The following is a 24,897-nucleotide window of genomic DNA, read 5'->3' as shown; positions in this document are numbered from 1 at the left end:
TCATTGCTCCTCTGTCAGACAGCTTAAGCCGGAGACGGCCGCTGGCCATCCGGCGTAGAACGCCAGATGGGTCATAAGCTCGACCAATTCTTGGCGATCAAGTCCGTTGTGGCGGGCAAAGTCCAGATGCCACGGCAGTTGCTGCGTGCGCTCCAGTGCAACGAGCGCAGCGACGGTGATCAGGCTACGGTCGCGGGGAGACAGTTGCGGGCGCTGCCAGATGTCATCGAACAGTACGTCCTGACTGAGCTGGGCAAGCTTGGGCGCGATATCGTTCAGAGTCTCGCGGGTCAATGGGGTTGGCATGGTGGTCATCTCCGTGGGGGATGACGAGAGTGTTGCGCTGATCTATGATTTTGAAAATCGAAATATATGGCATTAATCATCCTGAAAAAGAGAATCATCATGCCTGGAAGACCACTGTCGCTGGATATGGACGCGCTGCGCAGTTTTGTGGCGGGCATTGAGCTTGGCAGCTTTGCGCTGGCGGCCGAACGCCTCTGCCGTTCGACATCGGCCGTCAGTGCGCAGTTGAAGAAGCTGGAACAGCAATGTGGTACGGCACTCGTGGAGAAGGACGGGCGCCACCTGCGGCTGACGGACAGTGGTGAAGTGCTGATCGGCTATGCGAAGCGCTTGCTGGCTTTGAACGATGAAGCGTTGGAGGCGGTAGCGGGGCAGCGGCTGGCAGGGCACGTGAGGCTGGGCATGCAGGAGGACTTCGGTGAAGCATTGCTGCCCGAGGTACTGGGCCGCTTTGCGCGTGCGCACCCAGATGTGCAGATCTCGGCGCGAATCGCGCGCAACAAGGCCCTTTGCCACGACATCGACAATGGACAGCTCGACCTTGCGCTGTGTTGGCACGATGTGCACGCGATGCCTGATGCGCCCGTGCTGACGACGCTGCCGTTGCAGTGGATTCATCACCCTGACACGCCCGTGCAGCGCTACTTAGATCAGAAAGAGCCATTGCCATTAGTGCTGTCCGAGGCCCCATGCCTGATGCGTCAGCGGGCACTGGCAGCACTCGATGATGCGGGCATTCCTTGGCGCATCGTCTTCACCAGCCGCAGTCTGGGTGGCATCTGGGCCGCCGTGAATGCTGGCTTGGGCGTGACGGTGCGGACGATGATGGGGATGCCCACTGCCTTGACGACCGATATGGCACAGGTGCTGCCCGTGTTGCCATCGCTGGGCATTTCGCTGCTGCAGTCGGAGGCTCGGCTGCCAGAGGAAACGGCGCGGCTGAAAACGCTATTGAGTGGGGTGGTGCAGTGGCAGATGACGGAGTCGCCGTGAGGGGCAAGAAGTGGCACGCACGTGCCGCCATGGGCAGTGCGTGCCTTGCGTCTCAAGGATGGGCAATGCGGACAATCGCTTCCTGACCGTTGAGTGACAGGTCGTCATGCAGCTTCTGCTTAATAGTGACGAACAGCGCACCGCTGTGCGGGTCGCTGGCGAGGCTGTTAGGGAACACCTTCAGCGGATACTGTGCGATGGGTGCGGAGGCCTGCCGTTGGCTCAGGGCATAAACGTTGAGCTGACCACCATCACGGTCGGTAACGTAGAGGCGCTGGCGAGCGGTATCAATTAGCAGTGCCAGCGGGCCTTGGAGGTGATCCAGCGTTGCGATGGTGGGGTACTGTCCGGCGGGGTATTTGGCGTTCACGTCCAGCACCAGTACGCGGTGGCCCTTGCTGTCGGCGGCGTACAGGCGCTGTGTGGCGCTGTCGTAAGCGATGTTGACCGGGTGGATGCCCGCATCAAAGGTGGCGCGCGGGGCGAAGGTCTGCGTCGACAGTTCAATGACATGCCCATCGGCATTGGAGACGAACAGGCGTTGGTGAGCATCGTCCAGTGCTAGCCCCGAGGTCCATTTGCCCATGTGTTCGATCGTATGAACGAGGGCCTGCTGCTGCGTGTCGATCACATAGACGTTGCCGTCTCCCGCAACCGCTGACATGTAGAGGCGGTTGCCATCGTCGGAAAGGCGCAGTTCGCGCGGGTGCACCGGGAAATACTTGTCGGTGGGTGCCTTGGTAGCCACGGTGATGGTAGACAGCAGCCGAGCGTCATCACGGATACCCGAACGCATGTCGACGATCGACGCAGCAGCGTCCAGCGTATGGCCGACATAAAGGCGGTCGCGAGAATCATCCAGCACTAGGCTGAAGGCGCGCAGCGGCAGCGTGATGGTGCGTTTGAGTGCCAGTGTGTCAGGGTCGAGCACCTGAATCAGTCCCTTGTTGGCCTGGGGATCTCTGAGGTTGCCCGCCAGCGCAACGTACAGTTCATGATGACGTGCGCTATAGGCCACTTCATAAACGCCCTGACCGAGCGACTGGCGCTGAACGTGGTGTCCCTTCGTGGTGATAGCGGGGGCTGCCGCGGCCTGTTGAAGAAGGGGAAGCCCGCTGAAGCCGATCGCAAGCAGGGCAAAGCCAATATGACGTAGACGCATGGTGAGGACTCCTGTCGGGTGCAATTACAGATCCATCGTGGCGGAGAGTTTGACGGTGCGAGGGCTGCCCTGGGTTAGGTAGCCGAAGGTGCTGACGCTTTCCCAGTACCGTTCCTGAGTGACGTTATCCATACCCAGTCGCCAGACGGTTTGGTGGTCGCCGAGGCGCGTGCTGTAGCGCATGCCGAGGTCGAGGCGGTGCCACGGTTCGACGCGCAGCTGGTTGGCGGTATCGGCGTACTGTGGGCCCGTGCGCAGCACGGTGCCGCTGAGGGTTAGGTTATCCACCCACGGCAAATCCCATTCGGCTCCGGCGCGCATCTGATAGCGGGCCACGCCCATCGGGCGATTGCCGTCCTGCGTTCCTTCTGCGGTGTTTTTCAGCTGCGCATCCATGAACGTCACGCCACCGTTGAGACGCACGGCCTGTGCCGGTGTGCCGTACAGCGCGAGCTCAATCCCGCGGTTCTGCTGTTCGCCATCCAGTGCCAGTCGATTGCTGGCATTGGCGCGGGCGCTGGGCTGACGGATATCGAATACGCTGAGGCTGCCGCCGAAACGTGCCGTGTCCAGCTTGATACCCACCTCATTCTGGCGCGAACGCACCACGCCAAGCGTTTCACCCGAGTTGGCGTAGGACGCACCGGCGGTCGGGCCAGCCTGCAGCGCTTCGATATGGTTGGCGAACAGTGCGATGGGCTTCCACGGCTGATACACCACGCCGTATACCGGTGTGGCGGCTGAGCGGTCGGAAACGGTGCTTTCATTGCCCTGATAGTCGTTGTTGACCACCCGCACGTTCTGATAGCGCATGCCGAGGGTGAGCTTCAGGCGATCATCAAACATCGACGCCGTATCTGAGAGCGAGACGCCCTGCGACGTGTCGCGCTCGACCACGCTCGGGTGGTGCATGTTGCCACCGGCGGTGGTCATGCTGCCGGCGGGAATATAGGTGACATCGCCGTCATAAAGGCTACCCGTGACCGAGCCGCTGCCCATCGTATAGGCCGAGCGTTTCTGGCTGGTGTTCGCTGAGTAGGCCAGTGTGAGTGCGTGGCTCAGTCCCGGGGTGCTGAAGTGGCCGCGTAGCCCCGCATTTCCTGCAAAGTTGCGTGTTTTCAGCACCGTATCCATGCGGCTGTAGCTCACGCTGCCGCTGGAATCAGTCAGCGACGGGGATGAGTACACCCCTTGCTCGTCGTTGTAGCTGGCGCCGAAGGCCCCAAAGAGCGTCCAGTCTGTCGCAAGGTCGTATTCGCCACGCGCCACGCCGTAGCTACTTTCCAGCGTCGATTGGGTCCAATCGGGGGTGTAGTTGCGGGTGCCTGTTGGCGCTGAGGGTAGGAACGCATCGCTGCCGGTCAGGCGGCTAGTGTTAAGGCCCGCTCGGCCGCCCTCTATATGCTGTCGCTGATAGCCCACGATTAGCGCACCGCGCGCACGTTCACCCGCGTAGTCGAAGGCCAGCGTGCCCGCGGTGGTGGTGCGCTCGTCGTTATCGACGGCGGTAGTGCCGCCACGCCGCACGCCGTTAAAACGCACGCCATAGGCATGATCAGCACCGAAACGTCGCCCAACATCAAGGGATGTACCGGCTTGGCTCTGGCCCGTGTAGTCGAATCCGACCCGTGTCAGAGGCGTGTCGCCCGCCAGCTTGGGTTCGAGGTTGACGCTGCCGCCCACTCCTGTGCCGCCGTTGGGGACGCCATTTAGGAAGGCACTGGAGCCTTTGAACAGTTCCACCCGCTCGATGGCCGAGGTGTCGATGATCTGGCGCGGCATCACCCCGTACAGACCGCTGAAGGCGATGTCGTCGGGGTAGAGATCGAAGCCGCGAATCTTGTAGCTCTGGCCGTAGTTGCCATAGCTGTAACCCGTCTGCACCGAAGGATCCTGACGCAGTACCTCACCTACCGTATGCGCTTGTTGATCGCTGATGCCTTCAGCGGTGTAGCTCAACACCGAGAACGGCACGTCTTGTGCCGACTGTTCCCCCCATATTCCCAAACGCCCACCGGGCGCGATCTTGCCGTTAGCGTGCGGTGCGGGCAGGGCATCACCGTCGACGAGCGCACGGTCCGTCACGGTGATGGTGTCGAGTGCGCGTGAGCGAGTGTGAGCCGTTTCACCGTTGGCCAGTGCGGGTTGGGCCAAAGGCAATCCGGCCAGCACCAGTGTGGGCAGATGGCGACGGGCGCGTCGTGAAAGGGGGGCGGTCATGGCGGTCACTTGATGAAGATGGATATTTATCGAGCACCAAAAAGGTACTGATTATGGGTAATAGCAGCCCATCATCAGGGCATGTTCTTGACGCTGAAGGTTCCCGCGTCATGCAGAACCCAGGATGATGGGGTGTATAGGTCACCTACTGCGGTGGTGGGGATCTACGTTATTGCAAACGATAATCGTTATCAATATTAACGAGGGATAAAAGTAGCATCCCCCATTTATGAGCATGGCTGGCCTAGCTTTAGGCATGAGCGGAACGGCCGCGCAGTAAGCGAAGCCGCTCGGGAAAGGCTAGTGTGCAGCCTGTTGCAGTCCTGCTAGGGCGAACTGGCACAGCGCGTCAGCGAGGGCGATAGGCGACTGTTGAAGCACCGGGTGCAGTGGTGTCGATGTGCGACGATCCATGATCAACATGACCAAACACGGTGCGATGGTGCTGAGCGCCAGCTGAGGCATGCGCTCATCGCTGGCGTCGATTCCCGTGATGTCGTGGGTAATGTCGGTCAGAAACTTGAACTTAGGCAGTGTCTCTTCACGGATGATGCGGTCCAGCATCGCGGTTGGGGTCAGCATCTCACGCGCCCATACGCGCATGGGCCAGCTGTCGCCTGTCATGATGTGCTGTACCAGTTCGCGGAAGAACAGTTGCAGCTTTTCGGGGGCAGGCAGTGAGCTATCCGCCAGTGCCTGTAGGAATTCGATGCTCATGAAGCGGTGGTGCACTTCCTTGAGCACGGCCAGATACAGGCCGTCTCTGCTGCCGAAGTGGTAGTTGATGGCGGCCACGTTGACGCCAGCCTGCTTGCAGATGGCTTTGCTGGTGGTGCCGAAATAGCCTTGCTTCGCGAAGAGTGTGCCCGCGACTTCGATGATGTCGGCACGGGTGGCGTCGCCATCGGCGCGGCGCTGGCGGGGTCTGTCGCTGTCGGGGATATCGTGGGTCGTGGGGAGTCGGGTATCGGTCATCTGCGTGGAATGAGATTCGTGAGTGAAAGACGTTGACGCCTGCATAACGACAAGTCTAAATTCAAATTTGAATTTAGCATAGCGGATGCAAGGCTTCCCATGAAAAAGAAACAAGCCCTTGTGGTGGCAGTGATCGTGGTGGTGGTCGCGGGCCTGTGCGCGGGTGCGTACTGGCGACGCTCGGCGCGTCCCCAGGCGCTGACACTGTACGGCAACGTCGATATCCGTCAGGTATCGCTGGCGTTTGAAAACGGTGGCCGCATCGCGGCCATGAACGTCGAGGAAGGCGATCGCGTGACGGCGGGTCAAGTGTTGGCGAAGCAGGATACGCGCACACTGCAGCTCGAACTGCAGCAGTCCGAGGCACAGGTCAACGTGCTGACCCAGTCCCTACGCGCCTTACATAACGGCAGCCGTCCTCAGGAAGTCGAGCAAGCGAACGCACAGGTTGCGGCGGCGGATGCCGAAGTAGCGCGCAGTCGACAGCAGCTTCAGCGCTTGCTGGATACCGCCGCCCAGACCGATGGTCGTGCCGTGGGCCAGCAGGCACTGGACGATGCCCGTGCCCAGCTCAAGGTCGCGCTGGCCCAGCGCGATGCCCAGCATCAGGCGCAGCAGCTGGCGAAGATCGGGCCGCGTGAAGAAGAGATCGCCAAGGCTGACGCGCAGCTTCAAGCGGCTCAGTCGGAACAGGCACTTCGCCAGCATCTGCTGGACCTATCCGAGCTGCGTGCTCCTCAAAATGCCGTGGTTCGGGCGCGTTTGCTGGAGCCGGGCGATATGGCATCACCGCAGCGGCCGGCTTATACGATAGCGCTGACCGAGCCGAAATGGGTTCGCGCCTACGCCAGTGAAAGCGAGCTAGGGCGCATCAAGCCGGGCATGGCCGCTAATGTCTATATCGACAGCGCGCCGGATAGGGCTATTGCCGGGCGCGTTGGGTTTATCTCCTCTGTTGCCGAGTTCACACCGAAAAGCGTGCAGACCGAAGAGCTGCGTACCAGCCTTGTCTATGAAGTGCGCGTGCTGGTCGATGATCCACAGGACGCGCTGCGTCTGGGAATGCCCGCTACCGTGCGCTTTGCGGAAACGACCGGGGGCGCTGAGCAGCCATGAGCGAGGCCGTAGCGCTGTCCGTTGATGCAAGGGGTGTTGGCAAGCGATTCACTGATGCCAGCACCCATAAGCCTATCGACGCGCTGGCGGAGGTCGATGTGCGTGTGGCGCACGGAGCGTTGACGGCGCTGGTCGGTCCCGACGGTGCGGGCAAGACGACGTTCTTGCGTTTGGTGGCGGGATTGATGCGTCCTACCGAAGGCGAATTGAAGGTATTGGGCATCGATGTGGCACGCCATCCGCAGGCGGTGCAGGACCGCATCAGCTATATGCCGCAGCGCTTTGGCCTGTACGAAGACCTAAGCATTCAAGAGAACCTTGATCTATACGCTGACCTGCACGGTGTACCTGCCGACGAACGCAAAGAGCGCTTTGCGCGCCTACTTGAAATGACGGATTTAACCCGCTTCACAACGCGTCCCGCGGGCAAACTGTCAGGGGGAATGAAGCAGAAGCTGGGATTGGCCTGCACGCTGGTGCGCTCACCGGAACTGCTGTTGCTGGATGAACCTACCGTGGGTGTCGATCCGCTGTCGCGCCGTGAGCTGTGGGAGATCGTGCAGCAGTTGATCAAAGAAGAGCAGCTGACCGTGTTGTTGGCGACGTCGTACATGGACGAAGCGGCTCAGTGTGCGGATGTCTACGTCATGCACGAAGGCAAGGTGCTTGCCAGTGGCCTTCCCGAAGAGATCGCTGGTCGGGCTCAGGGGCGCTGTTACGATGTCGCACCGCATTCCGATGAGCCGGCCCGTCAGCTACAGGCACAGTTGCTGGACGATGATGCATCGATCGTTGATGCCGTGCCGCACGGCGGTCGCGTGCACTTCATTCTGCGTGACGATGCAGCGCTGAAAGCGCTGCCGCTGTACGACCGCCATGTCGAACCCGTCGAGGAATCGCTGGAAGATGGTTTCATGGTGCTGTTGCGGGCGCTGAGCAAGGAGCGCCCCGCCGATGCGGCCCATGCGATGCCCGATGCTGTGGACGGTACATCCGAGCAGCATGAGCAGCCCATTATTGAGGTGCGTGATCTGGTGCGCCGCTTCGGTGATTTCGTCGCCGTCGATAAGACCACTTTCAGCGTGAGCCGCGGTGAAATCTTTGGATTGCTGGGGCCCAACGGTGCTGGAAAGACCACCACGTTCCGCATGTTGTGCGGTCTGTTGCCCGCCAGCAGCGGGCAGGCTCATGTGGCGGGCATGGATATGCGCACCGCTCGCGCTCAGGCCCGTAGCCGCATCGGCTATGTCTCTCAGAAGTTTGCGCTGTACGCCAACCTGTCGGTGCAAGAAAACCTGCGTTTCTTTGGCGGTACCTATGGACTGCGAGGCAAGCGGTTGCGCGAACGTATGCGTACCGTGCTGGCTCAGTTCGATCTGGAAGGTCATGAAACGCAGGCGGCCGGTCAGCTACCCGGTGGGATTAAGCAGCGTCTGGCGATGGCCGTCGGGCTGCTTCACGAACCGGACATCCTGTTTCTGGATGAGCCAACCAGCGGTGCTGATCCACTGGCGCGGCGTAGTTTCTGGCGACGGATCACGGCGCTGGCCAGTGCGGGCACCACCATCGTCATCACCACACATTTCATGGAAGAAGCCGAATACTGCGACCGCATCGTCATTCAGGACGCCGGGCGTTTGCTGGCGCTGGGCACGCCCGAAGAGGTACGTCAGCAGGCGGGCGAGACGCCTGACAAGCGGCTCGACATGGAGCAGGCTTTCATCGGGATCGTCGAACGCGCCCGAGCTAAACGTCAGGCGGATGCCGCATGAGCAGTACACCCGAACATGAAACCTCTAGCGCCTTCTGGCGGCGCCTGTTCGCGCTGATCCGGAAGGAATTTCGTCAATTACTGCGTGATCGCAGCAACATGATGATTGGCATTGGATTGCCCATCGTGTTGATCCTGATCTTCGGCTATGGGCTGTCGCTTGACGTGCGCGATGCGCGTTTGGTGGTGGTGCAGGAAGACACGTCGCCAGTGGCGCACGATGTAATTGCCGCACTGGACGGTTCGACCTATATGAGCACGATCGTCGTGCATTCTTTCGCCGAGGGGCGGCAGGCCATGGATGAGCACCGCGTCGATGGTTTGGTTTACCTGCCGTCTGATTTCGCGCGCCGCGTCAGTGCAGGCAGTGCGGAGATACAACTGCTGCTACAGGGCAGCGAGCCGATCCGAGCGGCTAGCCTGCAGAGCTATGTCAGTGCGGCGGTTTCGATGATGGCCCAGAAGCAACAGGATCGGCAGGGCATAGCGACAGCCGGTGGTGTGGTGGTGACCGACCGGTTGTGGTTCAACGCGGCCAATACCAGTACGTGGTATCTGGTGCCGGGGCTGATCGTGCTGATTATGACGCTGGTGGGAACGTTTTTGACCGCGTTGGTCATGGCACGTGAGTGGGAGCGCGGCACGCTTGAAGCGCTATTCGTCACGCCGGTTAGGCCTACCGAGGTGCTGCTGGCCAAGATCGTGCCCTATTTCGTGGTGGGGCTGGTAGGGCTAGGCATGTGTCTGGTGGCCGCACGGCTGCTGTTCCATGTTCCCATTCATGGCTCGCTGCTGGTGCTGCTGGCCGCCAGTATGCTGTACATGGTGGTGTCGCTCGGGATCGGGCTGCTGACTTCTGCGTTTACCAAGAACCAGTTCTTAGCCAGTCAGGTGGCGATACTCGCCAGCTTCATGCCCGCCATGATGTTGTCCGGCTTCGTGTTTGATCTACGCAACGTGCCCGTGGCGGTACAGATCATCGGGCATCTGCTGCCTGCCACGTATTTCATGGAATTGGTCAAGACCCTGTTCCTAGCGGGCACCTACTGGCCGCTGGTCGTCAAGGATTGCGGCATCCTCGCGTTGTACGCTGTGGTGTTGCTGGGGCTGGCCCGCATGGCGACGCGCAAGCGCCTGGACTGAAGGAGCTGTCGTGTTCGCTTATCTCTACCAGCTGCTCAACCTGTGCCGTAAAGAGTTTCTGGCGGTGCTCAAGGACCCGGCTAACCGTATCATCCTGATCGTGCCGGTGATCCTGCAGAGCCTGCTGTTCGGCTACGGAGCCACGTTCGATCTTAACGATGTGCCCTATGCCGTCGTCGATCAGAGTCGCGGTGAGTACTCGAAATCATTGCTGGCTCACCTTGACGGCACCGGCAAGTTCCATCGTGTGGCAACGCTGACATCATCGGCGCAGATGGACGATGTCATCAATGCTGGAGATGCCCTGATGGTGGTGTACTTCGCCTCCGACTTCGACAGCCGTCTGAGCACTCAGGGCACCGCACCGCTGCAGATGGTGCTGGACGGCCGAAATTCGACAACGGCGGGCAATGCGGCGGCGCAGGTGCGCGAGATCGTGGCACGCTTCAATGCCACGCTGCCCAATGCCTCATCACCGTCCATTACTGTGGTCAGCCGTTCGTGGTTCAACCCCAATCTTGAAACGCGCTGGAACATCCTACCGGGGCTGATCGCATCGCTCAGTATGATTCAGGTCATGATGCTGGCCGCGCTGTCGGTGGCCCGCGAGCGCGAGCAGGGCACCTTCGATCAGCTGCTGGTCACGCCGGTCACGCCCAGCCAGATCATGATCGGCAAGGCGCTACCTTCGATGGCCATTGGGCTTGTGCAGTCGCTGCTGGTGATATTGATTGCCCGCTACTGGTTCGAGATTCCGTTGGCCGGCACCGTTATGACACTGACCGTCGGGCTACTGATCTTCACGCTGGCGGTGGTAGGCATTGGGCTGTCGATCTCGGCGCTGTCCGCCAACATGCAGCAGGCGATGCTCTACACCTTTGTGCTGTTGGTACCGATCGTGCTGCTGTCGGGGCTGGCCACGCCGGTTGGCAATATGCCGGATGCCTTTCAGTGGGCCACCTATGCCAACCCGTTGCGCTTTGCTATCGACCTTGTACGGCGCGTGTATCTGGAAGGAGCCACGCTCGGTCAGGTCTGGCACGACTTTATCCCGATGCTGGGGGTGGCCGCAGTGACCCTGCCGCTGGCCGCCTGGCTTTTCCGTAACCGTCTCGTCTGAGTCCTGCTTATGAACGCCCACTTGTCTTTCCATCGTATGTGCAGTGCCCTGTTGACCGTACCGCTGGTAATGGCGGGCTGCGTCACCGTTGGCCCTGACTTCAAAGCCCCCAGCACGACGGCTCCGACGGACTGGCAGGCGCGTCCAGCGACTGCGCCCGCGTTATCCCGGTCGTTGGCCGTGTCGGACGCAGCGCTGCCGCAGGCGTGGTGGCAGGTCTTCAACGACCCGACACTGGATGCCTTGCAGGAGAGAGCACTGCGCGCCAGCCCTGATCTGTGCACGGCACTGCTGCGGTTCGCCGAAAGCCGTCAGCAGCGCGCCATTGCGGCGTCGCAGGCGGCCCCGGATGTCTCAATGCGGGCACAGGCGTCGCGGCAGCGGCTGTACACCGATCAGAAGGCGCGCCAGCGTATCGGTGAAGCGCTGGGCAACGGTTCGACCGAACTCGACGTGCTGGACGATCCGTTCTCGCTGTATCAGGGCGGCTTCGACATGTCCTGGGAATTGGATCTGTGGGGGCGCGTTCGCCGTTCCATCGAGTCGGCCGATGCCAGTATTCAAGCGGCCGGTGCTGAATGGCGGAACGCACAGCTGATGCTGTCGAGCGAACTGGCACGAGCGTATTTCGAACTGCGGCAGTTGCAGCGTCAGCACGCATTGCTGAACCGCAATATCGCGCTAAATCAGACACTGCTGGATCTTCAGCAGGCGCAGGCGCGCAATGGTGTCACGAACGATGACCCCGTGCTGGCACAGGCGCAGCAGCGCGACGAGCTGCAAGGGCAGGAAGTCGCACTGCAAGCGCAGCAGGCCGCACTCATCAACCAGATTGGTCGTCTGACCGGGGATCAGCCTGGAGCGCTGAATACGTTGCTGGCACCGTTGCCGACCACTGATGCAACTCCTGTCTCCCCGATACTGCCCACACTGGCGCTGGGTAATCCTGCCGATCTGCTGCGGCGTCGCCCGGACGTGCAGGCTGCTGAGGCGCGACTGCATGCCGCAACGGCGGAGATTGGTGTGGCGACGGCCGACCTATACCCGCGTATAACTCTCGGAGCTTCAGCGTCTTACCAGACGCTGGACTCTCGATCGCTGGGCAGCTGGGACTCGCATCTATGGCAGGTCGGGCCGTCGCTGAGTCTGCCGATCTTCGATCGTGGCAGACGACGTGCTACTGTCGAGCTGAAGCGGATGGATCAGCAAGTGGCGGCGGTTGCTTGGCAGCAGGCGGTGCTTAATGCCTGGCAGGAAGTGGATGATGCCCTCAATGATCAGGCGGCCGAGCGCCAGCGCAACCAATATCTACGCACCCGTGAAGCCGCAAGCCGTGAGCAGCTGACCTTCGCGCGTACGCGTGCGGCTAACGGGCTGGTCAGTGGTATCGACGTGCTGCAGGCAGAGCTACGCTGGCGTCAGACACAGGACGCGCTGGTGCAGAGCGACAGCCGTCTAGAAACGTCACTGGTGCGGCTGTTCAAAGCCGTCAGAGGTGGTGTGTCGGAGGAAGGGCGCTCCGCAACGGAGCCGTCCGTTCGCTGATACGGGGCTGAGACAGGATAGAAAACAGAAGATATCGATACGGACTTCGTGTAGAAGAAGAGGTTCGTATCAATAAAAACACCGCTCGTGGTGCCAAGGCACCAGAGCGGCGTAGGTATCGGGACAGCGACCTCACAGTAAGTCGTATCATAGCGTTTGCCGTCATCCATGACGTTGAACGTATGCGTTTGCCCCAGCACATGTGGCATTGCCGATCCTTGGCAGTGCCACATGCGTCATTCAGCCATCAGTCTACAAGTACCAACGCAACGTCGATGTTGCCACGTGTGGCGTTGGAGTACGGGCAGACGACGTGTGCTTTATCAATAAGCTTCTGTGCGACTTCCTTGTCGACGCCTGGCAGGCTGATGCGCAGTTCGACTTCGATACCGAAACCTGTCGGGATCGGACCGATGCCAACGTGTCCAGTGATGCTTGCATCCTGCGGCAGCGCGATCTTTTCCTGACCCGCGACGAATTTCAGAGCGCCGATGAAACAGGCGGAGTAACCGGCAGCGAACAGCTGTTCCGGGTTGGTTCCTTCACCGCCAGCGCCACCCATTTCACGGGGAACGGACAGTTTTACATCCAGTGCCTTGTCGGACGAGGTCGCACGACCATCGCGACCGCCGGTAGCAGTGGCTTCTGCGGTATAGACAACCTTTTCGAGAGACATGGCGGACTCCTTGTTCGGTGAGGACAGCACGCCTTCAGATAAAGGCAGTGTTGTCTGCTTGGTCATTACTATGAGCCTTCTCGCTATACGATAGGAAACAGATCGTATGAAAAAATTGATAGGAAGTATGGAATGACCGATCGCTTCGAAGCTCTGCTGGAACACTTCTCGCTCAAGGCGCGGACGTTCCACTCAGGGCCGATCTGCGGCGTGCAGGAAGCGGAGATTGGCAAGGGTGTTGGACTGATCCACTTAGTGTATGAAGGCGAAGTATCGGTTCATCACAACATGAAAGAGCAGGTCTATATCGATCAACCTAGCCTGCTGGTATACCCGCGTGCGTTGCCGCATACCTTTGTTATTCCGCCGCAGAAGAGTGCGCTGCTGGTCTGCGCGCGTCTGGCGTTCGGCGGCGGCGAGGCCAATCTGCTGGCGTCGTCGTTGCCGGACTGGTTCTGCGTACCGCTGACGGAATTGGGTGGGGCCGAAGGCGTGCTGTCTCTGCTCCATGAAGAGGCCTTCAAGGATAACTGTGGCCGCCAAGCCGTGCTGGATCGCCTGTTCGAAGTGGTGCTGATTTACGTGCTACGCCTGATGGTGCAGCAGCGTGAGCTGCAACCGGGTCTGCTGGCGGGCATGGCGCATCCGCGTTTGCGGTCGGTACTGATTGCTCTGCATGGGGATTCGGCTCGCGAATGGACGCTAGAGTCCATGGCGGCGCTGGCGGGTATGTCGCGCAGCGTGTTTGCTAACGAATTTCGTGAAGTGATGGGGTGCACGCCGGCGGCATATCTGCAGCGCTGGCGCATTGGCCTGACCCAGCAGGCCTTGTTAAAAGGGCAGTCGCTTAAGTTGATCACCCATGAGGTGGGCTACAGCAGTGAGGCGGCGCTGTCGCGAGCATTCAAGGCCCAACTGGGGCTGACGCCACGCCAGTGGCTGCACGAGCAGGAGGCGCTTCCGTCCTGATCGTGCAGCGGTGCTGACAGGCTGCGGTCAGCGAGCATCCAGCGCAGCGGCGGGCTGCGAGGACAGATCGCGGATACTGCAGACGGCGCGCATGGCACTGGATAGCACTTCTTCATCGCGCCACTGGGCAACGAGTCGTGCCGTGTTGCCCGCGTTGAATCCGACCAGTACCGGCTTGCCGAACACCTTCAGGCCATTGACCCAATAGGACCACAGCCCGGGCAGCTGACTGTCCTGCCAGACGAAGCTGGTCTTATCGCTGTCCCAGAACGGTTCATCGAATTCGAGCCACAGCTTGTCCATCAGCCCGTTGCCCATCGCATTGATCGCATGCTGCTTTTCGATCGGGAAGGCGGGGGTGAACTTGACTCGGTTCTGCTTAAGCACACCTAACGGCAGCGTGACGACGCAGTAGTCCGCGGTCACCTGATGGCCGTTCTGCATCATGATGATCACGCCATCGTCTTGCTGATAGACGTGCTTCACCACTTGCCCCGTCTGGATATCCAGCCCTTTGGCGAGGGCATCGACGATCGGCATGTAGCCTTCGCGCAGCAGCACGTCGCGCCCTTCAGCACGCAGCCCTTCACGCAATGCCATGATCGACAGTTCAGCCGGATCGGCCGCGAATTCCTGTGTGTACTGTACGTGTGCGGCCCAAGCTTTCTGTGGGTCGCTGGTCAGCCCGAAGGCATGTGACACGCTATCGTCGGGCAGCAGCACTGACGACAGCACTTCCTCTTCCTGTGCGGCAAGCGCGTCAATGGCGGCGCGCTGATCACTGCGAGCCCCCAACGAGTCGTAATCGAACGGCAGCTGCTCAAGGGCCAGCTGGTCGGCCAGCTCCTTCGCCGTATTGTCTTGCGTATCCACGCCGTGAATCCATGCGGCTCCCAGCGGCGCAGGAATACCCGCAATCTTGCCCGCGCGGGTGCGGCCCCCGATGGTGTCTGCCCCTTCCAGTATTGTGACCTTGCGTCCAGCGCGGTGCAGTTCGAGCGCACACGTCAGACCTGCCAGCCCGGCACCGATCACCACGACCCGATGGGGCCCTTGGGCCGTATCGCGCACGGCCTTGGCGGCCTCAATGCCTGAGTTGATCGCCCCTTGCGTGGTAGAGGGAGCGTTGGCTGAGGTGGCTTCACCTGCAAAGAACAGTCGCCCGAAAGGGGCTTTGAGGGCTTCGCACAGGTGCTCTTCCGCTGTCCCCGCTTTTACGAACGAATACGAGCCACATGCCAGCGGGTCATGCAGCCAGTTAGTGCGTACATAGTGCTTTAGTGGAGGAATGTTGTTCATGTCGTGTCCTGTCTACGGCAATGAATGCACGCGTACGCGTTACATGCGTGGTCGGTGCGGCTACTCAGTCAAGAACATATGCGCCGGTATGTCGACTGTAAGGCCGCGCATGACATCTCGCGCTGGGGCCAGAATGGTCTTAAGTGTTCTCAGTATAGACGCCACAGCGGCGACTAGATGGCTGACATCAAAGGCTTTGAGCGTTAGCGCGCGAGCTGTGCCGTGGTGTCGCACTGCACTAATGTCCAGTACGTTTGATCTCGACGATGTCGGCGTCAGGGGGGTATGCTTATGGAGGTGACTTAATGTAGAAATGACTTTAACTAACGGAGCACTGATGACGCCGTTCGAGCACGAACATCCCCGACTGGCCGTATCGACGGTCATTTTTGCACTGCGAGAATCCGAGGACGATCTGCCTGCACTGTGGCTGCCGCTGGTGCGCCGCATTCAGGAACCGTTCAAAGGATGCTGGGCATTGCCCGGTGGCCCATTGGGCCTGCGTGAAAGTCTGGTGGATGCGGCGCGATATCGCCTGAAGGATGTCACGGGCATGATGCCGCGCTATCTCGAACAGCTGTATACGTTCGGCGATCCCGAACGTTCTGGAGACCAGCGACTGGTCTCAATCATCTACTGGGCGCTGGTTGGCGCTGCGGAAACGCGTGCCTTTGCGTCGCATGATGAAAACGTACGCTGGTTTCCCGCCGACGAACTGCCCCCGCTGGCGTTCGACCATGAACGTATCGTGCGCTACGCCCTATGGCGTCTGCGCAGCAAGGTCGAATATTCCCAGATTGCCCACCGTTTCCTTGGACCTCATTTCACCATTGCTCAGCTGCGCAGCGTGCATGAAGCGATCCTTCAGCGACGGCTGGATCCTGCCAATTTCCGTCGACAGATGGAGGCGTCAGGGTTGCTGATCGACACCGGAAAAACACAAACCGGCGTGCGACACCGTCCTCCCCGGCTCTACCGTTTTGCCGAACATCCAGAGCCGGAGCCCTTTATGGAGCCCTGACGCCATAGCGTGGGGTTCCTTCTTCAAGGAACACCGCCATGATACCAACGCTAGCGCGAAAAGTGTCTATCTCTTCGCCTACCCCTTCCTCTACGTGCAGCCTGTCCCAAAACGAAGCGCCTTGGCTGTTTGATACTCAACCCTACGGGCCCGGCGCTTCGGAACATGATCGTCCGCTCAATGATGCACCACGGCAGCCCCTTCTGCCGGCGGAGTATCGGGCTGCAACGCGTGAGGAACTCGACCAGCGCATACGGCGTGCCAAGGCACTGCTGGGCGAGCGTCTGTTGGTGCTGGGCCATTTCTACCAGCGCGATGACATCGTGGAGCATGCCGACTTCATCGGCGATTCCTTTCAGCTGGCGCAGGCCACACTGCAGCGCCCGCAGGCGGAGTACATCGTGTTCTGCGGTGTGCATTTCATGGCTGAAACCGCAGATATTCTGTCTCAGGCGCAGCAGGCTGTGGTGTTGCCGCACCTTGGGGCGGGCTGTTCGATGGCGGACATGGCCGATGAAGCTTCGGTGGAAGCCTGCTGGCGACAGCTGAGCGTGCACTGGCCTGAGCAGATTGACGCCGCAGGGTGTCAGCCGGTCGTGCCTGTGACCTACATGAACTCATCGGCAGCGCTCAAGGCGTTCTGTGGTCGCCACAGGGGCATCGTTTGTACGTCATCCAATGCCCGTCAGGTGCTGGAGTGGGCCTTCGCCCGTGGTCAGCGCGTGTTGTTCTTTCCCGATCAGCATCTGGGGCGCAACACAGCGCATGCAATGGGAATCGACGCCGCGCAGTGTGTTGTCTGGGATCCGCTTCAGCCAAACGGTGGGCTTGATGCCGATCAGTTGGGGCGCGCTCGCGTGCTGCTGTGGAAAGGGCATTGTTCGGTACACCAGCGTTTTACCGTCGAACAGATCGACCAGGCGCGTGAGCGCTACCCACAGGTGCGGGTTATCGTGCACCCCGAGTGCAATCGTGCGGTGGTCGAGGCGGCCGATGAAAACGGCTCAACCGACTATATTCGCCGAGCCATCGAAGCCGCTCCAGCGGGCAGCGTATTTGCCATTGGCACCGAGATCAATCTGGTGAATCGATTGGCGCGTCAGCACCCCGAGCACACCGTGTTCTGCCTTGACCCTGTCGTCTGCCCGTGTTCGACCATGTACCGCATTCACCCTGCGTATTTGGCGTGGGTGCTGGAAGGTCTGCTTGAAGGTGAGGTGCGTAACCGGATCAGCGTTGGCGAGCGCGTTGCACAGGAGGCTAGGGTTGCGCTTGATCGCATGCTGGCAGCTCGCCCATGAACGGTACAGCGGCGGTGGATATTCTGGTCATCGGCAGTGGTATCGCAGGATTGAGCTGTGCACTGGACGCTGATACGTGCGGCTGTGGCACGGTGGCTTTGCTGACCAAACAGCGTTTTGAAGACAGCAATACTCATGAGGCACAGGGTGGCATTGCGGGGGTCATCGCCCCTGAGGATCGTGCTTTTCTTCACGTAATGGATACGCTGCGGGCCGGTGCGGGTGGTTGCGATGCACGTGCTGTGCGCACGCTGTGTCGGGAAGGCCATGCTGCGTTGCTGTGGTTGATCGACCAAGGGGTGCCGTTCGACAAAAGCCGTGAAGGGCAGTGGTCGCTCGGTATGGAAGGCGCGCACGGTTTGCCGCGCATCATGCATGCGCACGGCGACGGTACGGGGCGCGCGATCGCCACTACGCTGATTAATCGCGTGAAAACCTCTTCTGTGCACTGTTTGCAAGGGGCCCAGCTGATCGATCTCGTCACTGAAGGTGGGCGCGTGGTGGGGGCCGACTACCTGAAGGGGGGGCAACGCCATCGCCTGTTGGCGCGCCATACCGTGCTGGCCACGGGCGGTGCCGGTCAGGTCTACGCTCGGACCACTAATCCTAGTGTTGCCACCGGGGACGGTGTGGCGTGTGCGTTCCGTGCAGGTGCGGCCATTCGGGATGCGGAATACGTGCAGTTCCACCCGACGGTACTGGCATTGCCCGATCATCCTTTCTTGATCAGTGAGGCCGTTCGCGGTGAGGGAGCCGTACTGCGTGACCGTAGCGGTCATCGCTTCATGATGGATCGCCATCCGATGGCTGATCTGGCGCCGCGGGATATTGTTGCCCGCGAGATTCAGCAGGTGATGGCACAGCAGCACGGCGCGCCCGTACTGCTGGACGCTACGGCGTTGGGGGCCTCCGTCGCACAGCGCTTCCCTGGCATCAGCGCGATGCTGCAACGTCATGGTCTCTCACTTGTCACTGACCGTGTGCCGGTGACGCCGGCCGCCCACTACTGGATGGGCGGTGTGCAGACCGATACGGTCGGGCGCACTACGCTGCCAGGGTTATACGCCATCGGTGAAGTGGCCTGCACCGGTGTGCATGGGGCAAATCGGTTGGCGTCGAACTCGCTGCTGGAAGGGGTGGTGTTTGCTCGTCGATTGGTGCGTCAGCTGCGCACGGCCGATGGAGGCTGGGCAGGGCCGATTACCACGACGTTGCCGGTAGTGCAGGGCGTTAATCGCTCCGTGGAAGTGCCTCCTTTTTCCGTCGATTCATTGCAAGCGCTGATGTGGCAGTCAGCCGGACTGGTGCGCGATGAACTGACGTTGCGAGCGGCACTGGGGCGACTGCATGCTTGGCGTCGCCAGCAGCGCTGGTCGGATACCGATGCCACTGCGCTGACAGCACGCAACTTGCTCGACGTGGCTTTGCTGATATGTACCGCAGCACTGCAGCGTCGCGAATCGCGTGGGGCACACTTCCGGCAAGATTACCCGCACAGCGGCGCACGAGCGCCGCAACTGCCCGCGCTAATCTGTCCGCCGGGTCTGGTGCTGGATCAGCTGCGTACATTTACTGCGATGACGGGAGGCTGCCATGTTGCCGTTTCAGCATGATGAGATGCTGCGCGCTGCGCTGATCGAAGATGCGCCGTGGGGTGATGTGTCGGCGCTGTTCATTGATGAGCATGCCACGTTCGACGCCAAGCTGGTGGCACGCGTTGCAGGACGGCTGGCAGGAATCACGCTTTGGGCGCGGGCCTTCACGCTGGTGGATCCGACACTGAGTGTCGATATCGCACTCCGCGATGGGCACCCTTTCGATGCGGGAGCTGTGCTGGGGCAGGTCTCCGGCTCGGCGCGCAGCATCCTGCGGGCCGAACGGGTGGCGCTCAATCTGGTACAGCGGATGAGCGGCATCGCCACGTTAACGGCGCGCTATGTGTCGGCCGTTGCGGGCACGGGCGTGCGGATTACCGATACGCGTAAGACCACGCCGGGCCTGAGGGCGTGGGAGCGTGTGGCCGTTCGGGCGGGTGGCGGGCATAACCATCGCTATTCGCTGTCCGATGCGTTGATGATCAAGGACAACCACCTGGCTGCGATGGGTGTGACCACGCCCAAGGCAGTGACCGAAGCGCTGCTACGCCTGCGCAGTACATTGCCACATACTACGGCCATTGAAGTGGAGGTCGATCGACTCGACCAATTGAAAGCCGTATTGGCGGCGGATGTCGATGTCATCATGCTGGATAACTTCAGCAATGATGACCTGCGTACCGGCGTGGCGATGATTGGCGGTCGGTCACTGGTCGAAGCCAGTGGTGGGATTACGCTGGCGCGTGTGCGCTCGGTTGCCGAAACGGGGGTTGATCTGATCTCAGTCGGTGCCTTGACCCAAGCGGCCGCTGCGCTGGATTTGGGGCTAGATGTCGACGAGCCGGGAGCCGCACATGCAGGATGACGGCTACTACCTTGATCATATGGCATCGTCGCCGATGCTGTCGGTGGCGCTGGAGGCTATGTGGCCGTGGATGGTGCACGGTCACGCCAATCCTTCCAGCCCGCATGACCCCGGGCAGCAGGTACGTGCGGCCGTCGAACAGGCACGGCGCCGTATCGCCGCAGTTCTGGGCGTTCAGGCGGACGAACTGATCTTCACAGCCAGCGGCAGTGAGGCTAACAACCTAGCGGTAAAGGGGTTGGTGCTGGCGGGAATTCAGCAGCGCCCCGACGTGCGACGCATCATCACGACACCGCTTGAGCATGCGTCGACGCGTGCGGCATGTGCCTATTTGGCACGCTGGCACAGTGTTGAGGTGGAAGAGGTTGCTGTCGATGCGTATGGGCTGGTCTGCCTTGATGATTTGCGCCAGCGCCTTCAGCGCCCAGCCACACTGTGCAGCATCGTGCTCGCGCATAACGAGATCGGTACGGTGCAGCCGCTGGCCGAACTGGCTCTGTGCGTGGCGCAGGCGGGCATACCGCTGCATATTGACGCTGTGCAGACGTTGCCGTGGGGCGCGCCGCCTCTAGCAGCACTGCCGATTGCGGCAGCGTCGTTCAGCGGTCATAAGGTGGGGGCCGGCAAGGGTATCGGTGCGCTGTATCTGCGGCGAGGCACTGCGATCGAGCCATTGATCCACGGTGGTCATCAGGAGCAGGGCCGCCGTGGCGGTACTGAAACCGTAGCGCAGATCGTGGGGCTGGCTGCCGCTCTTCAGCACCTACAGCAGCAGCGCTGGCCGTCCGTCGCACGGGTTGCCGCACAGCGCCAGTGGCTGGTTGAGCAGGTGCTGGCCCGTTGCAGAACGGCGCGGCTGACGGGTCATCCCCAGCAACGCTTGCCGGGTCATGCCTCATTCCTGTTTCCCGGATTGCATGGCGGTGCCATTCAACAAGGACTGAATGCCCACGGTGTGTACTGTTCTGGTCTGGCCGCCTGCGGCGGTGCCGAGCCGCCGCCACAGGCGCTGCTGGCTCTAGGGGTATCGCCCGAAGAGGCGCAGTCCGCGCTACGGATAGGGCTAGACGGCAGCCTATCCGACGAGCAGCTGGCAATGGTCGTTCGGTTGATCGTAGCGGTTGTTCGCGAGGCTCAGTTGTTGCAGACCGCATGACGGCATGCTGCCCTTGAGAGTGAAAAGGCGTCCCTAGTGGACGCCTTCTTTATGAGCGAGTGTTGCCGACAAGGCATTACGTTCGCTTCCCATCATGGCGCCATCAATAGACCGGTGTCAGAGCCTGATCGCTCGGTACGTAGTTGAACTGCACCTGTGCGCTCTGTGTCTGCGGCATAGTGATGCGAATGACTGGTAAGAACGCCTGAGTCTGGTTGTAGTAGTCGAGCTGGTAGTGTTGAGCGTCGGACAAACCATCGGTGTCGGTCAGATAGAAGAAGGCCTGCAACGGCAGCTGGCCACCCTTGCCACTTTCCCATGTGGCCAGGCGGAACTCGTTCAGTTCGTTGAATCCAGTATCGCCCAGCAGCGCGTGAGCTGTGGTCGCGACCTTGAAGCGTTCAGCCGCTGTCGCTTTATCGCCGGTCAGATCGAAGCCGCACTGATGGTGCTGACGGTCATTCTGCTCGGACTGATAGTGTTCGAGCCATTTTTCGGCGGTCGCGATGCCGTAGTGATCGCACGTGTTGCTGGTATCGGGGAACTCGACGGTTGCGGCACCGCAGCCGTGATTGTCACGTGAGGCGGTCGACGCATCCAACAGGAAGTAGCACAGCGCATCAACCTTGACGGCATTCGCATCGGCTTTTTGCTGCGGGAAGAAAATGAAGCCGCTGTTGTAGCCGAAGGCCAGGTGCGAGTAGCGCGTGTCGCTGCGCAGCCACGAGAACGACGTGCCGCCTGTCTTAGTCGAGAACGGGCTCGGGTCCCAGACATGGTACTGATCGGAGTAGTTCTTATTGGAACGCAGCATCACCCCTGTGCACATATAGGCCGGAGAGCCATCATCGCACTGTGAGCGTGTGTCGTAGTACTGACGGCTCAGCTCAAGCGCCGTGCGACGGCGCGGCGTCTTAACGGTCGGTCGCTCGGTCGTAGTGGTGGTGGTCGACCCTGTGGTCGCTGTACCTGTACCAAAGGTAGACGAGCCAGTGGTTGATCCGGTTGTCGTGCCCGTACCAGAGGTGGTTGACCCCGTTGTCGTGCCCGTGCCGGAGGTGGATGATCCGGTGGTTGACCCCGTTGTCGTGCCCGTACCGGAGGTGGACGATCCGGTGCTGGTTGAGCTGTTATCGGTAGTGGAGGTTGTGGGGGGCGTGGTTGCTGTCGATGTCGAGGTGGACGATGTTGGCGTCACGACGACATCGGGCTGTGTCGGCAGGTTGTCTGCCTGTACGCCTGGGGTGAAGAACGGTGACAAGATGCCGAGAAGGCTGTAGATGAACTGTTCGTATGTCATGAGGTGTGCTCTGCGGAGGCGGGCCGCCGACGATCATGGCGTGCGGCCCGCTAGCTGAATAAGAGGGAAGGCGACTCAGGAGGTGGCGGCGTCAGAGTCGACCGCTTGGTCTGCCGGGATGAAGCGGAACTTGGCGTTCTGATCCATGGAGGCCGGCAGCGTCAGCTGGACGACGGGCACGAATTTGCCGGTCGAGTTGAAGTAGTCCTTCTGATACATCTGGGCGTTGTTCAGCCCTTCGCTGTTGGCGAGGTAGAAAAACGCCTGGATCGGCAGCTGGCTCGGGATGTTGGCGGCCCACGTAGTCAGACGGAATTCGTTCTGGGTGCTGAAGCCTTCACTGCCCAGCTTCTGCTGCGATTGCAGGGCCAGATAGAAGTTGTCGCGTGCTTGTGCGTTGGCAACGCGTTCATCCAGATAGAACCCGCATTCGTGACGACGGCGCGAGTCGGTGACGCTGGTGTAGTGGGAGTACCATGCGTCGGCCGTGGTGATGCCGTACTGGTCGCAGGAAGCACTAGAATCCGGGTACGAGCTGTGCTCGGCACAGCCGCTATCGCTGCGCAGCGCCGTATCGGAGTCGATCGGGAAGTAGCACTTGGCGGTGACTTTGATCGTGCCCTGCGGTGCCTGCTGCTGCGGGTACAGGATCAGGCCGCTGTTGTAGCCAAAGGCCAGCTTGCCGAACTTGGAGTCCTGGCGCAGGTAGGAGAAGGAGGTCGCGCCGGAGGTAACCGAGAACGGGCTCGGATCCCAGGCGTGGTACTTATCGGAATAGCCACCGAGCACGCGCAGCATGACACCGGAGCACGTATAGGCCGGCGCATCACTGTCACATGTCGAGGTCGTGTTGTAGTAGCGTTGGGTGAGCTCGTTGGCCGTGCGGGGTTTCTCGGCAGTGGTCGAGGAGGTATCCGCGAGGGCATGTTGTGCCGTCATCAGTGCGAATACTGCCCCAAGCGCGCCAAGAATATTATTTTTGTAATAGCGCATGGTAGTTACCATTATTTATATTATTATTGTGAGGGTGATCTTCATCAAGATCACTATTATTATCCCCTGCCTGAATATCCAAAGGCTATTGTCGGTAGTTGTCGTATAAGCAAAGGACAACACCGACAATAAATATGTCCGATCGGAAATAAATGCACGGCGATGGTAATAAGCGGCTTGTTTGCTTTTAATGTGACTTCGTTAGGCAAGGCAAACCGCTAATGGGGATCAGAATCCCTGATCTTCTGCTCGGTAGGCGAACCCTACGTCATCGGTTGCGCTGGTTGGCATGTCGAGTCGGATGACCGGCACGAAACGATGGGCTTGCTCGTAGAAGTCGCGCTGATAGTTGCGCGCGTGTTCCAGTCCGCCTTCCTTGCCGCCCTGATAGAAGAACGCCTCGACTGGCAGCTTGGCGCTGGTGCCGTGGGGCCAGACGTCCAGCTTGAATTCGGTAACATCGTTGAACGCGATGTCGCCGAGTGAAGCGCCGGCCTGCAGGGCAAGCTGGAACGTACGGCGTGCCGTGTCGCGATCGCCGTTCAGCATGAAGGCGCACTGGTGGTGCTGGCGGTCTTCGACGGCAAAGTAGTGCTGGCGCCAAGCGTCCACGCTGGTGATGCCGTATTGTTCGCAGCCGCGGCTGTCGTTGGGGAACAACAGCGTGGTTGCGCCACAGCCGTGATCGTCGCGCTCATAGGTGGCGCCGTCGGTCGGGAAGTAGCAGTGCGCGGTGTAGTCGATCTGGTAGGAGGGATGGCTGCGTGCCGGGAACAGCACGTAACCGCTTTCATGGCCGAAGGCGAAACCTTTGAATTTCGTGTCGCGGCGCAGCCAAGAGAACGACATCGTACCGTCGCGGTCGGCCAGCGGGCTGGGTTCCCACGCATGCCAGCTGGTCGAGAAACCATTGAGCGCTCGCAGCATGATGCCACTGCACGCATAGGCAGGCTGACCATCGGCACAGGCTGTGGCGGTGGTGCGGTACTGCGCACGCATCATCAGGGCTATGTTGCGGCCATAGCGATTGAAGCGGCTGACCTGATCCAGCGTCAGCGACCCGAACGTCGGCATGGCGACGGTCGCCTCTTCTGCATGTGCCACGGGCGCATTCATGCTGAGGGGAAGCAGGGTCGCGAGTGCAGCGGCGAGAAGAGTGCGAGACGTTTTTATCGTTATTGTTGTCATTGTTCTTATTTTATTAGATGAGTTATCGTACCGGAAAAATAAAACGGGTAATAAACCCTGGCGATTCATCACTCGCCGTCAATATCAAAGGCGTTATCTTTTATAAAACGCTATTTACGGCAGTGAGTGTCGATAATTGCATTCGTATTGCCGTTCATCCATTCATAGGTGATGTAATAAGGC

Annotated in this window: 21 protein-coding genes; 12 read left to right on the top strand and 9 right to left on the bottom strand. The window is 60.5% G+C overall.

What is annotated here, in order from left to right:
- On the bottom strand, positions 1-306 hold the full coding sequence (locus ACMHYW_RS12775) for a carboxymuconolactone decarboxylase family protein (RefSeq protein WP_414500256.1): 306 nt from the start codon (positions 304-306) through the stop codon (positions 1-3).
- A 99-nt stretch (positions 307-405) separates the two neighbouring features.
- On the opposite strand from ACMHYW_RS12775, the gene ACMHYW_RS12770 reads away from it, so the two are divergent.
- On the top strand, positions 406-1,299 hold the full coding sequence (locus ACMHYW_RS12770) for a LysR substrate-binding domain-containing protein (RefSeq protein WP_414500255.1): 894 nt from the start codon (positions 406-408) through the stop codon (positions 1,297-1,299).
- Between the two features lie 52 nt (positions 1,300-1,351).
- Here the strand turns inward: ACMHYW_RS12770 and ACMHYW_RS12765 are convergent, their stop codons facing one another.
- From ACMHYW_RS12765 to ACMHYW_RS12755, 3 genes are all read right to left on the bottom strand, one after another.
- Positions 1,352-2,461 carry a YncE family protein gene (locus ACMHYW_RS12765; protein ID WP_414500254.1) on the bottom strand — a complete coding sequence of 370 codons (1,110 nt, stop codon included), beginning with the start codon at positions 2,459-2,461 and terminating at the stop codon, positions 1,352-1,354.
- Between the two features lie 24 nt (positions 2,462-2,485).
- Entirely contained in the window at positions 2,486-4,681 is a 2,196-nt protein-coding gene (locus ACMHYW_RS12760; RefSeq protein ID WP_414500253.1) for a TonB-dependent receptor, read from the bottom strand.
- A 300-nt stretch (positions 4,682-4,981) separates the two neighbouring features.
- Positions 4,982-5,701 carry a TetR/AcrR family transcriptional regulator gene (locus ACMHYW_RS12755; RefSeq protein ID WP_414500252.1) on the bottom strand — a complete coding sequence of 240 codons (720 nt, stop codon included), beginning with the start codon at positions 5,699-5,701 and terminating at the stop codon, positions 4,982-4,984.
- Positions 5,702-5,755: 54 nt separating this feature from the next.
- Between ACMHYW_RS12755 and ACMHYW_RS12750 the strand changes: the two genes are divergently transcribed.
- The 5 genes from ACMHYW_RS12750 to ACMHYW_RS12730 are packed head-to-tail and all read left to right on the top strand — an operon-like array spanning position 5,756 to position 12,351.
- Positions 5,756-6,772 (top strand): HlyD family efflux transporter periplasmic adaptor subunit, encoded by a 1,017-nt coding sequence (locus ACMHYW_RS12750; protein WP_414500251.1) that lies wholly within the window; start codon positions 5,756-5,758, stop codon positions 6,770-6,772.
- A complete protein-coding gene (locus tag ACMHYW_RS12745) occupies positions 6,769-8,544 on the top strand; it encodes an ATP-binding cassette domain-containing protein (protein ID WP_414500250.1) in 1,776 nt (591 codons plus the stop codon). Before ACMHYW_RS12750 ends, ACMHYW_RS12745 begins: the two co-directional genes overlap by 4 nt.
- Positions 8,541-9,686 (top strand): ABC transporter permease, encoded by a 1,146-nt coding sequence (locus tag ACMHYW_RS12740; protein WP_414500249.1) that lies wholly within the window; start codon positions 8,541-8,543, stop codon positions 9,684-9,686. The genes ACMHYW_RS12745 and ACMHYW_RS12740 overlap by 4 nt, the downstream gene beginning before the upstream one ends.
- A 10-nt stretch (positions 9,687-9,696) precedes the next feature.
- A complete protein-coding gene (locus tag ACMHYW_RS12735; RefSeq protein WP_414500248.1) occupies positions 9,697-10,806 on the top strand; it encodes an ABC transporter permease in 1,110 nt (369 codons plus the stop codon).
- A gap of 21 nt (positions 10,807-10,827) precedes the next feature.
- Entirely contained in the window at positions 10,828-12,351 is a 1,524-nt protein-coding gene (locus ACMHYW_RS12730) for an efflux transporter outer membrane subunit (RefSeq protein WP_414500247.1), read from the top strand.
- A gap of 247 nt (positions 12,352-12,598) precedes the next feature.
- Here ACMHYW_RS12730 and ACMHYW_RS12725 read toward each other — a convergent pair whose 3' ends face one another.
- The gene (locus tag ACMHYW_RS12725) at positions 12,599-13,027 is read right to left on the bottom strand and encodes an organic hydroperoxide resistance protein (RefSeq protein ID WP_414501513.1); all 429 of its coding nucleotides are present in this window, start codon (positions 13,025-13,027) and stop codon (positions 12,599-12,601) included.
- A gap of 132 nt (positions 13,028-13,159) precedes the next feature.
- On the opposite strand from ACMHYW_RS12725, the gene ACMHYW_RS12720 reads away from it, so the two are divergent.
- Entirely contained in the window at positions 13,160-13,996 is an 837-nt protein-coding gene (locus ACMHYW_RS12720; protein WP_414500246.1) for an AraC family transcriptional regulator, read from the top strand.
- A 27-nt stretch (positions 13,997-14,023) separates the two neighbouring features.
- Here the strand turns inward: ACMHYW_RS12720 and ACMHYW_RS12715 are convergent, their stop codons facing one another.
- A complete protein-coding gene (locus ACMHYW_RS12715) occupies positions 14,024-15,295 on the bottom strand; it encodes an FAD-dependent oxidoreductase (RefSeq protein WP_414500245.1) in 1,272 nt (423 codons plus the stop codon).
- Between the two features lie 313 nt (positions 15,296-15,608).
- On the opposite strand from ACMHYW_RS12715, the gene ACMHYW_RS12710 reads away from it, so the two are divergent.
- From ACMHYW_RS12710 to ACMHYW_RS12690, 5 genes are read left to right on the top strand one after another with little or no spacing between them, the layout of a single operon-like run.
- Positions 15,609-16,316 carry an NUDIX hydrolase gene (locus ACMHYW_RS12710; RefSeq protein WP_414500244.1) on the top strand — a complete coding sequence of 236 codons (708 nt, stop codon included), beginning with the start codon at positions 15,609-15,611 and terminating at the stop codon, positions 16,314-16,316.
- 38 nt (positions 16,317-16,354) lie between these two features.
- On the top strand, positions 16,355-17,617 hold the full coding sequence (nadA, locus tag ACMHYW_RS12705) for a quinolinate synthase NadA (RefSeq protein ID WP_414500243.1): 1,263 nt from the start codon (positions 16,355-16,357) through the stop codon (positions 17,615-17,617).
- On the top strand, positions 17,614-19,230 hold the full coding sequence (nadB, locus tag ACMHYW_RS12700) for an L-aspartate oxidase (RefSeq protein WP_414500242.1): 1,617 nt from the start codon (positions 17,614-17,616) through the stop codon (positions 19,228-19,230). The genes nadA and nadB overlap by 4 nt, the downstream gene beginning before the upstream one ends.
- Positions 19,211-20,077: a carboxylating nicotinate-nucleotide diphosphorylase gene (nadC, locus tag ACMHYW_RS12695; protein ID WP_414500241.1), complete on the top strand. Its 867-nt coding sequence runs from the start codon at positions 19,211-19,213 to the stop codon at positions 20,075-20,077. Before nadB ends, nadC begins: the two co-directional genes overlap by 20 nt.
- Positions 20,067-21,233 carry a cysteine desulfurase family protein gene (locus tag ACMHYW_RS12690; protein WP_414500240.1) on the top strand — a complete coding sequence of 389 codons (1,167 nt, stop codon included), beginning with the start codon at positions 20,067-20,069 and terminating at the stop codon, positions 21,231-21,233. Before nadC ends, ACMHYW_RS12690 begins: the two co-directional genes overlap by 11 nt.
- Positions 21,234-21,336: 103 nt before the next feature.
- Here ACMHYW_RS12690 and ACMHYW_RS12685 read toward each other — a convergent pair whose 3' ends face one another.
- The 3 genes from ACMHYW_RS12685 to ACMHYW_RS12675 all read right to left on the bottom strand — a co-directional run bounded on the left by ACMHYW_RS12685 (position 21,337) and on the right by ACMHYW_RS12675 (position 24,630).
- Positions 21,337-22,533 (bottom strand): hypothetical protein, encoded by a 1,197-nt coding sequence (locus ACMHYW_RS12685; protein WP_414500239.1) that lies wholly within the window; start codon positions 22,531-22,533, stop codon positions 21,337-21,339.
- Between the two features lie 75 nt (positions 22,534-22,608).
- A complete protein-coding gene (locus tag ACMHYW_RS12680; RefSeq protein WP_414500238.1) occupies positions 22,609-23,526 on the bottom strand; it encodes a hypothetical protein in 918 nt (305 codons plus the stop codon).
- 228 nt (positions 23,527-23,754) lie between these two features.
- A complete protein-coding gene (locus ACMHYW_RS12675; RefSeq protein ID WP_414500237.1) occupies positions 23,755-24,630 on the bottom strand; it encodes a hypothetical protein in 876 nt (291 codons plus the stop codon).
- Positions 24,631-24,897: the final 267 nt, after the last annotated feature.

Origin of the sequence: Zymobacter sp. IVIA_12111.31 C1 (assembly GCF_047495495.1) — a bacterium.
Classification (GTDB): Bacteria; Pseudomonadota; Gammaproteobacteria; order Pseudomonadales; family Halomonadaceae; genus Zymobacter.
This window is presented reverse-complemented; position numbering and strand designations above follow the sequence as displayed.

What these genes read in the sequence shown, in the direction of transcription:
- ACMHYW_RS12775 (WP_414500256.1), bottom strand. Translation starts at nt 306, where the DNA reads ATGCCAACCCCATTGACCCGCGAGACTCTGAACGATATCGCGCCCAAG.
- ACMHYW_RS12770 (WP_414500255.1), top strand. Translation starts at nt 406, where the DNA reads ATGCCTGGAAGACCACTGTCGCTGGATATGGACGCGCTGCGCAGTTTT.
- ACMHYW_RS12765 (WP_414500254.1), bottom strand. Translation starts at nt 2,461, where the DNA reads ATGCGTCTACGTCATATTGGCTTTGCCCTGCTTGCGATCGGCTTCAGC.
- ACMHYW_RS12760 (WP_414500253.1), bottom strand. Translation starts at nt 4,681, where the DNA reads ATGACCGCCCCCCTTTCACGACGCGCCCGTCGCCATCTGCCCACACTG.
- ACMHYW_RS12755 (WP_414500252.1), bottom strand. Translation starts at nt 5,701, where the DNA reads ATGCAGGCGTCAACGTCTTTCACTCACGAATCTCATTCCACGCAGATG.
- ACMHYW_RS12750 (WP_414500251.1), top strand. Translation starts at nt 5,756, where the DNA reads ATGAAAAAGAAACAAGCCCTTGTGGTGGCAGTGATCGTGGTGGTGGTC.
- ACMHYW_RS12745 (WP_414500250.1), top strand. Translation starts at nt 6,769, where the DNA reads ATGAGCGAGGCCGTAGCGCTGTCCGTTGATGCAAGGGGTGTTGGCAAG.
- ACMHYW_RS12740 (WP_414500249.1), top strand. Translation starts at nt 8,541, where the DNA reads ATGAGCAGTACACCCGAACATGAAACCTCTAGCGCCTTCTGGCGGCGC.
- ACMHYW_RS12725 (WP_414501513.1), bottom strand. Translation starts at nt 13,027, where the DNA reads ATGTCTCTCGAAAAGGTTGTCTATACCGCAGAAGCCACTGCTACCGGC.
- ACMHYW_RS12720 (WP_414500246.1), top strand. Translation starts at nt 13,160, where the DNA reads ATGACCGATCGCTTCGAAGCTCTGCTGGAACACTTCTCGCTCAAGGCG.
- ACMHYW_RS12715 (WP_414500245.1), bottom strand. Translation starts at nt 15,295, where the DNA reads ATGAACAACATTCCTCCACTAAAGCACTATGTACGCACTAACTGGCTG.
- ACMHYW_RS12710 (WP_414500244.1), top strand. Translation starts at nt 15,609, where the DNA reads ATGACTTTAACTAACGGAGCACTGATGACGCCGTTCGAGCACGAACAT.
- nadA (WP_414500243.1), top strand. Translation starts at nt 16,355, where the DNA reads ATGATACCAACGCTAGCGCGAAAAGTGTCTATCTCTTCGCCTACCCCT.
- nadB (WP_414500242.1), top strand. Translation starts at nt 17,614, where the DNA reads ATGAACGGTACAGCGGCGGTGGATATTCTGGTCATCGGCAGTGGTATC.
- nadC (WP_414500241.1), top strand. Translation starts at nt 19,211, where the DNA reads ATGTTGCCGTTTCAGCATGATGAGATGCTGCGCGCTGCGCTGATCGAA.
- ACMHYW_RS12690 (WP_414500240.1), top strand. Translation starts at nt 20,067, where the DNA reads ATGCAGGATGACGGCTACTACCTTGATCATATGGCATCGTCGCCGATG.
- ACMHYW_RS12685 (WP_414500239.1), bottom strand. Translation starts at nt 22,533, where the DNA reads ATGACATACGAACAGTTCATCTACAGCCTTCTCGGCATCTTGTCACCG.
- ACMHYW_RS12680 (WP_414500238.1), bottom strand. Translation starts at nt 23,526, where the DNA reads ATGCGCTATTACAAAAATAATATTCTTGGCGCGCTTGGGGCAGTATTC.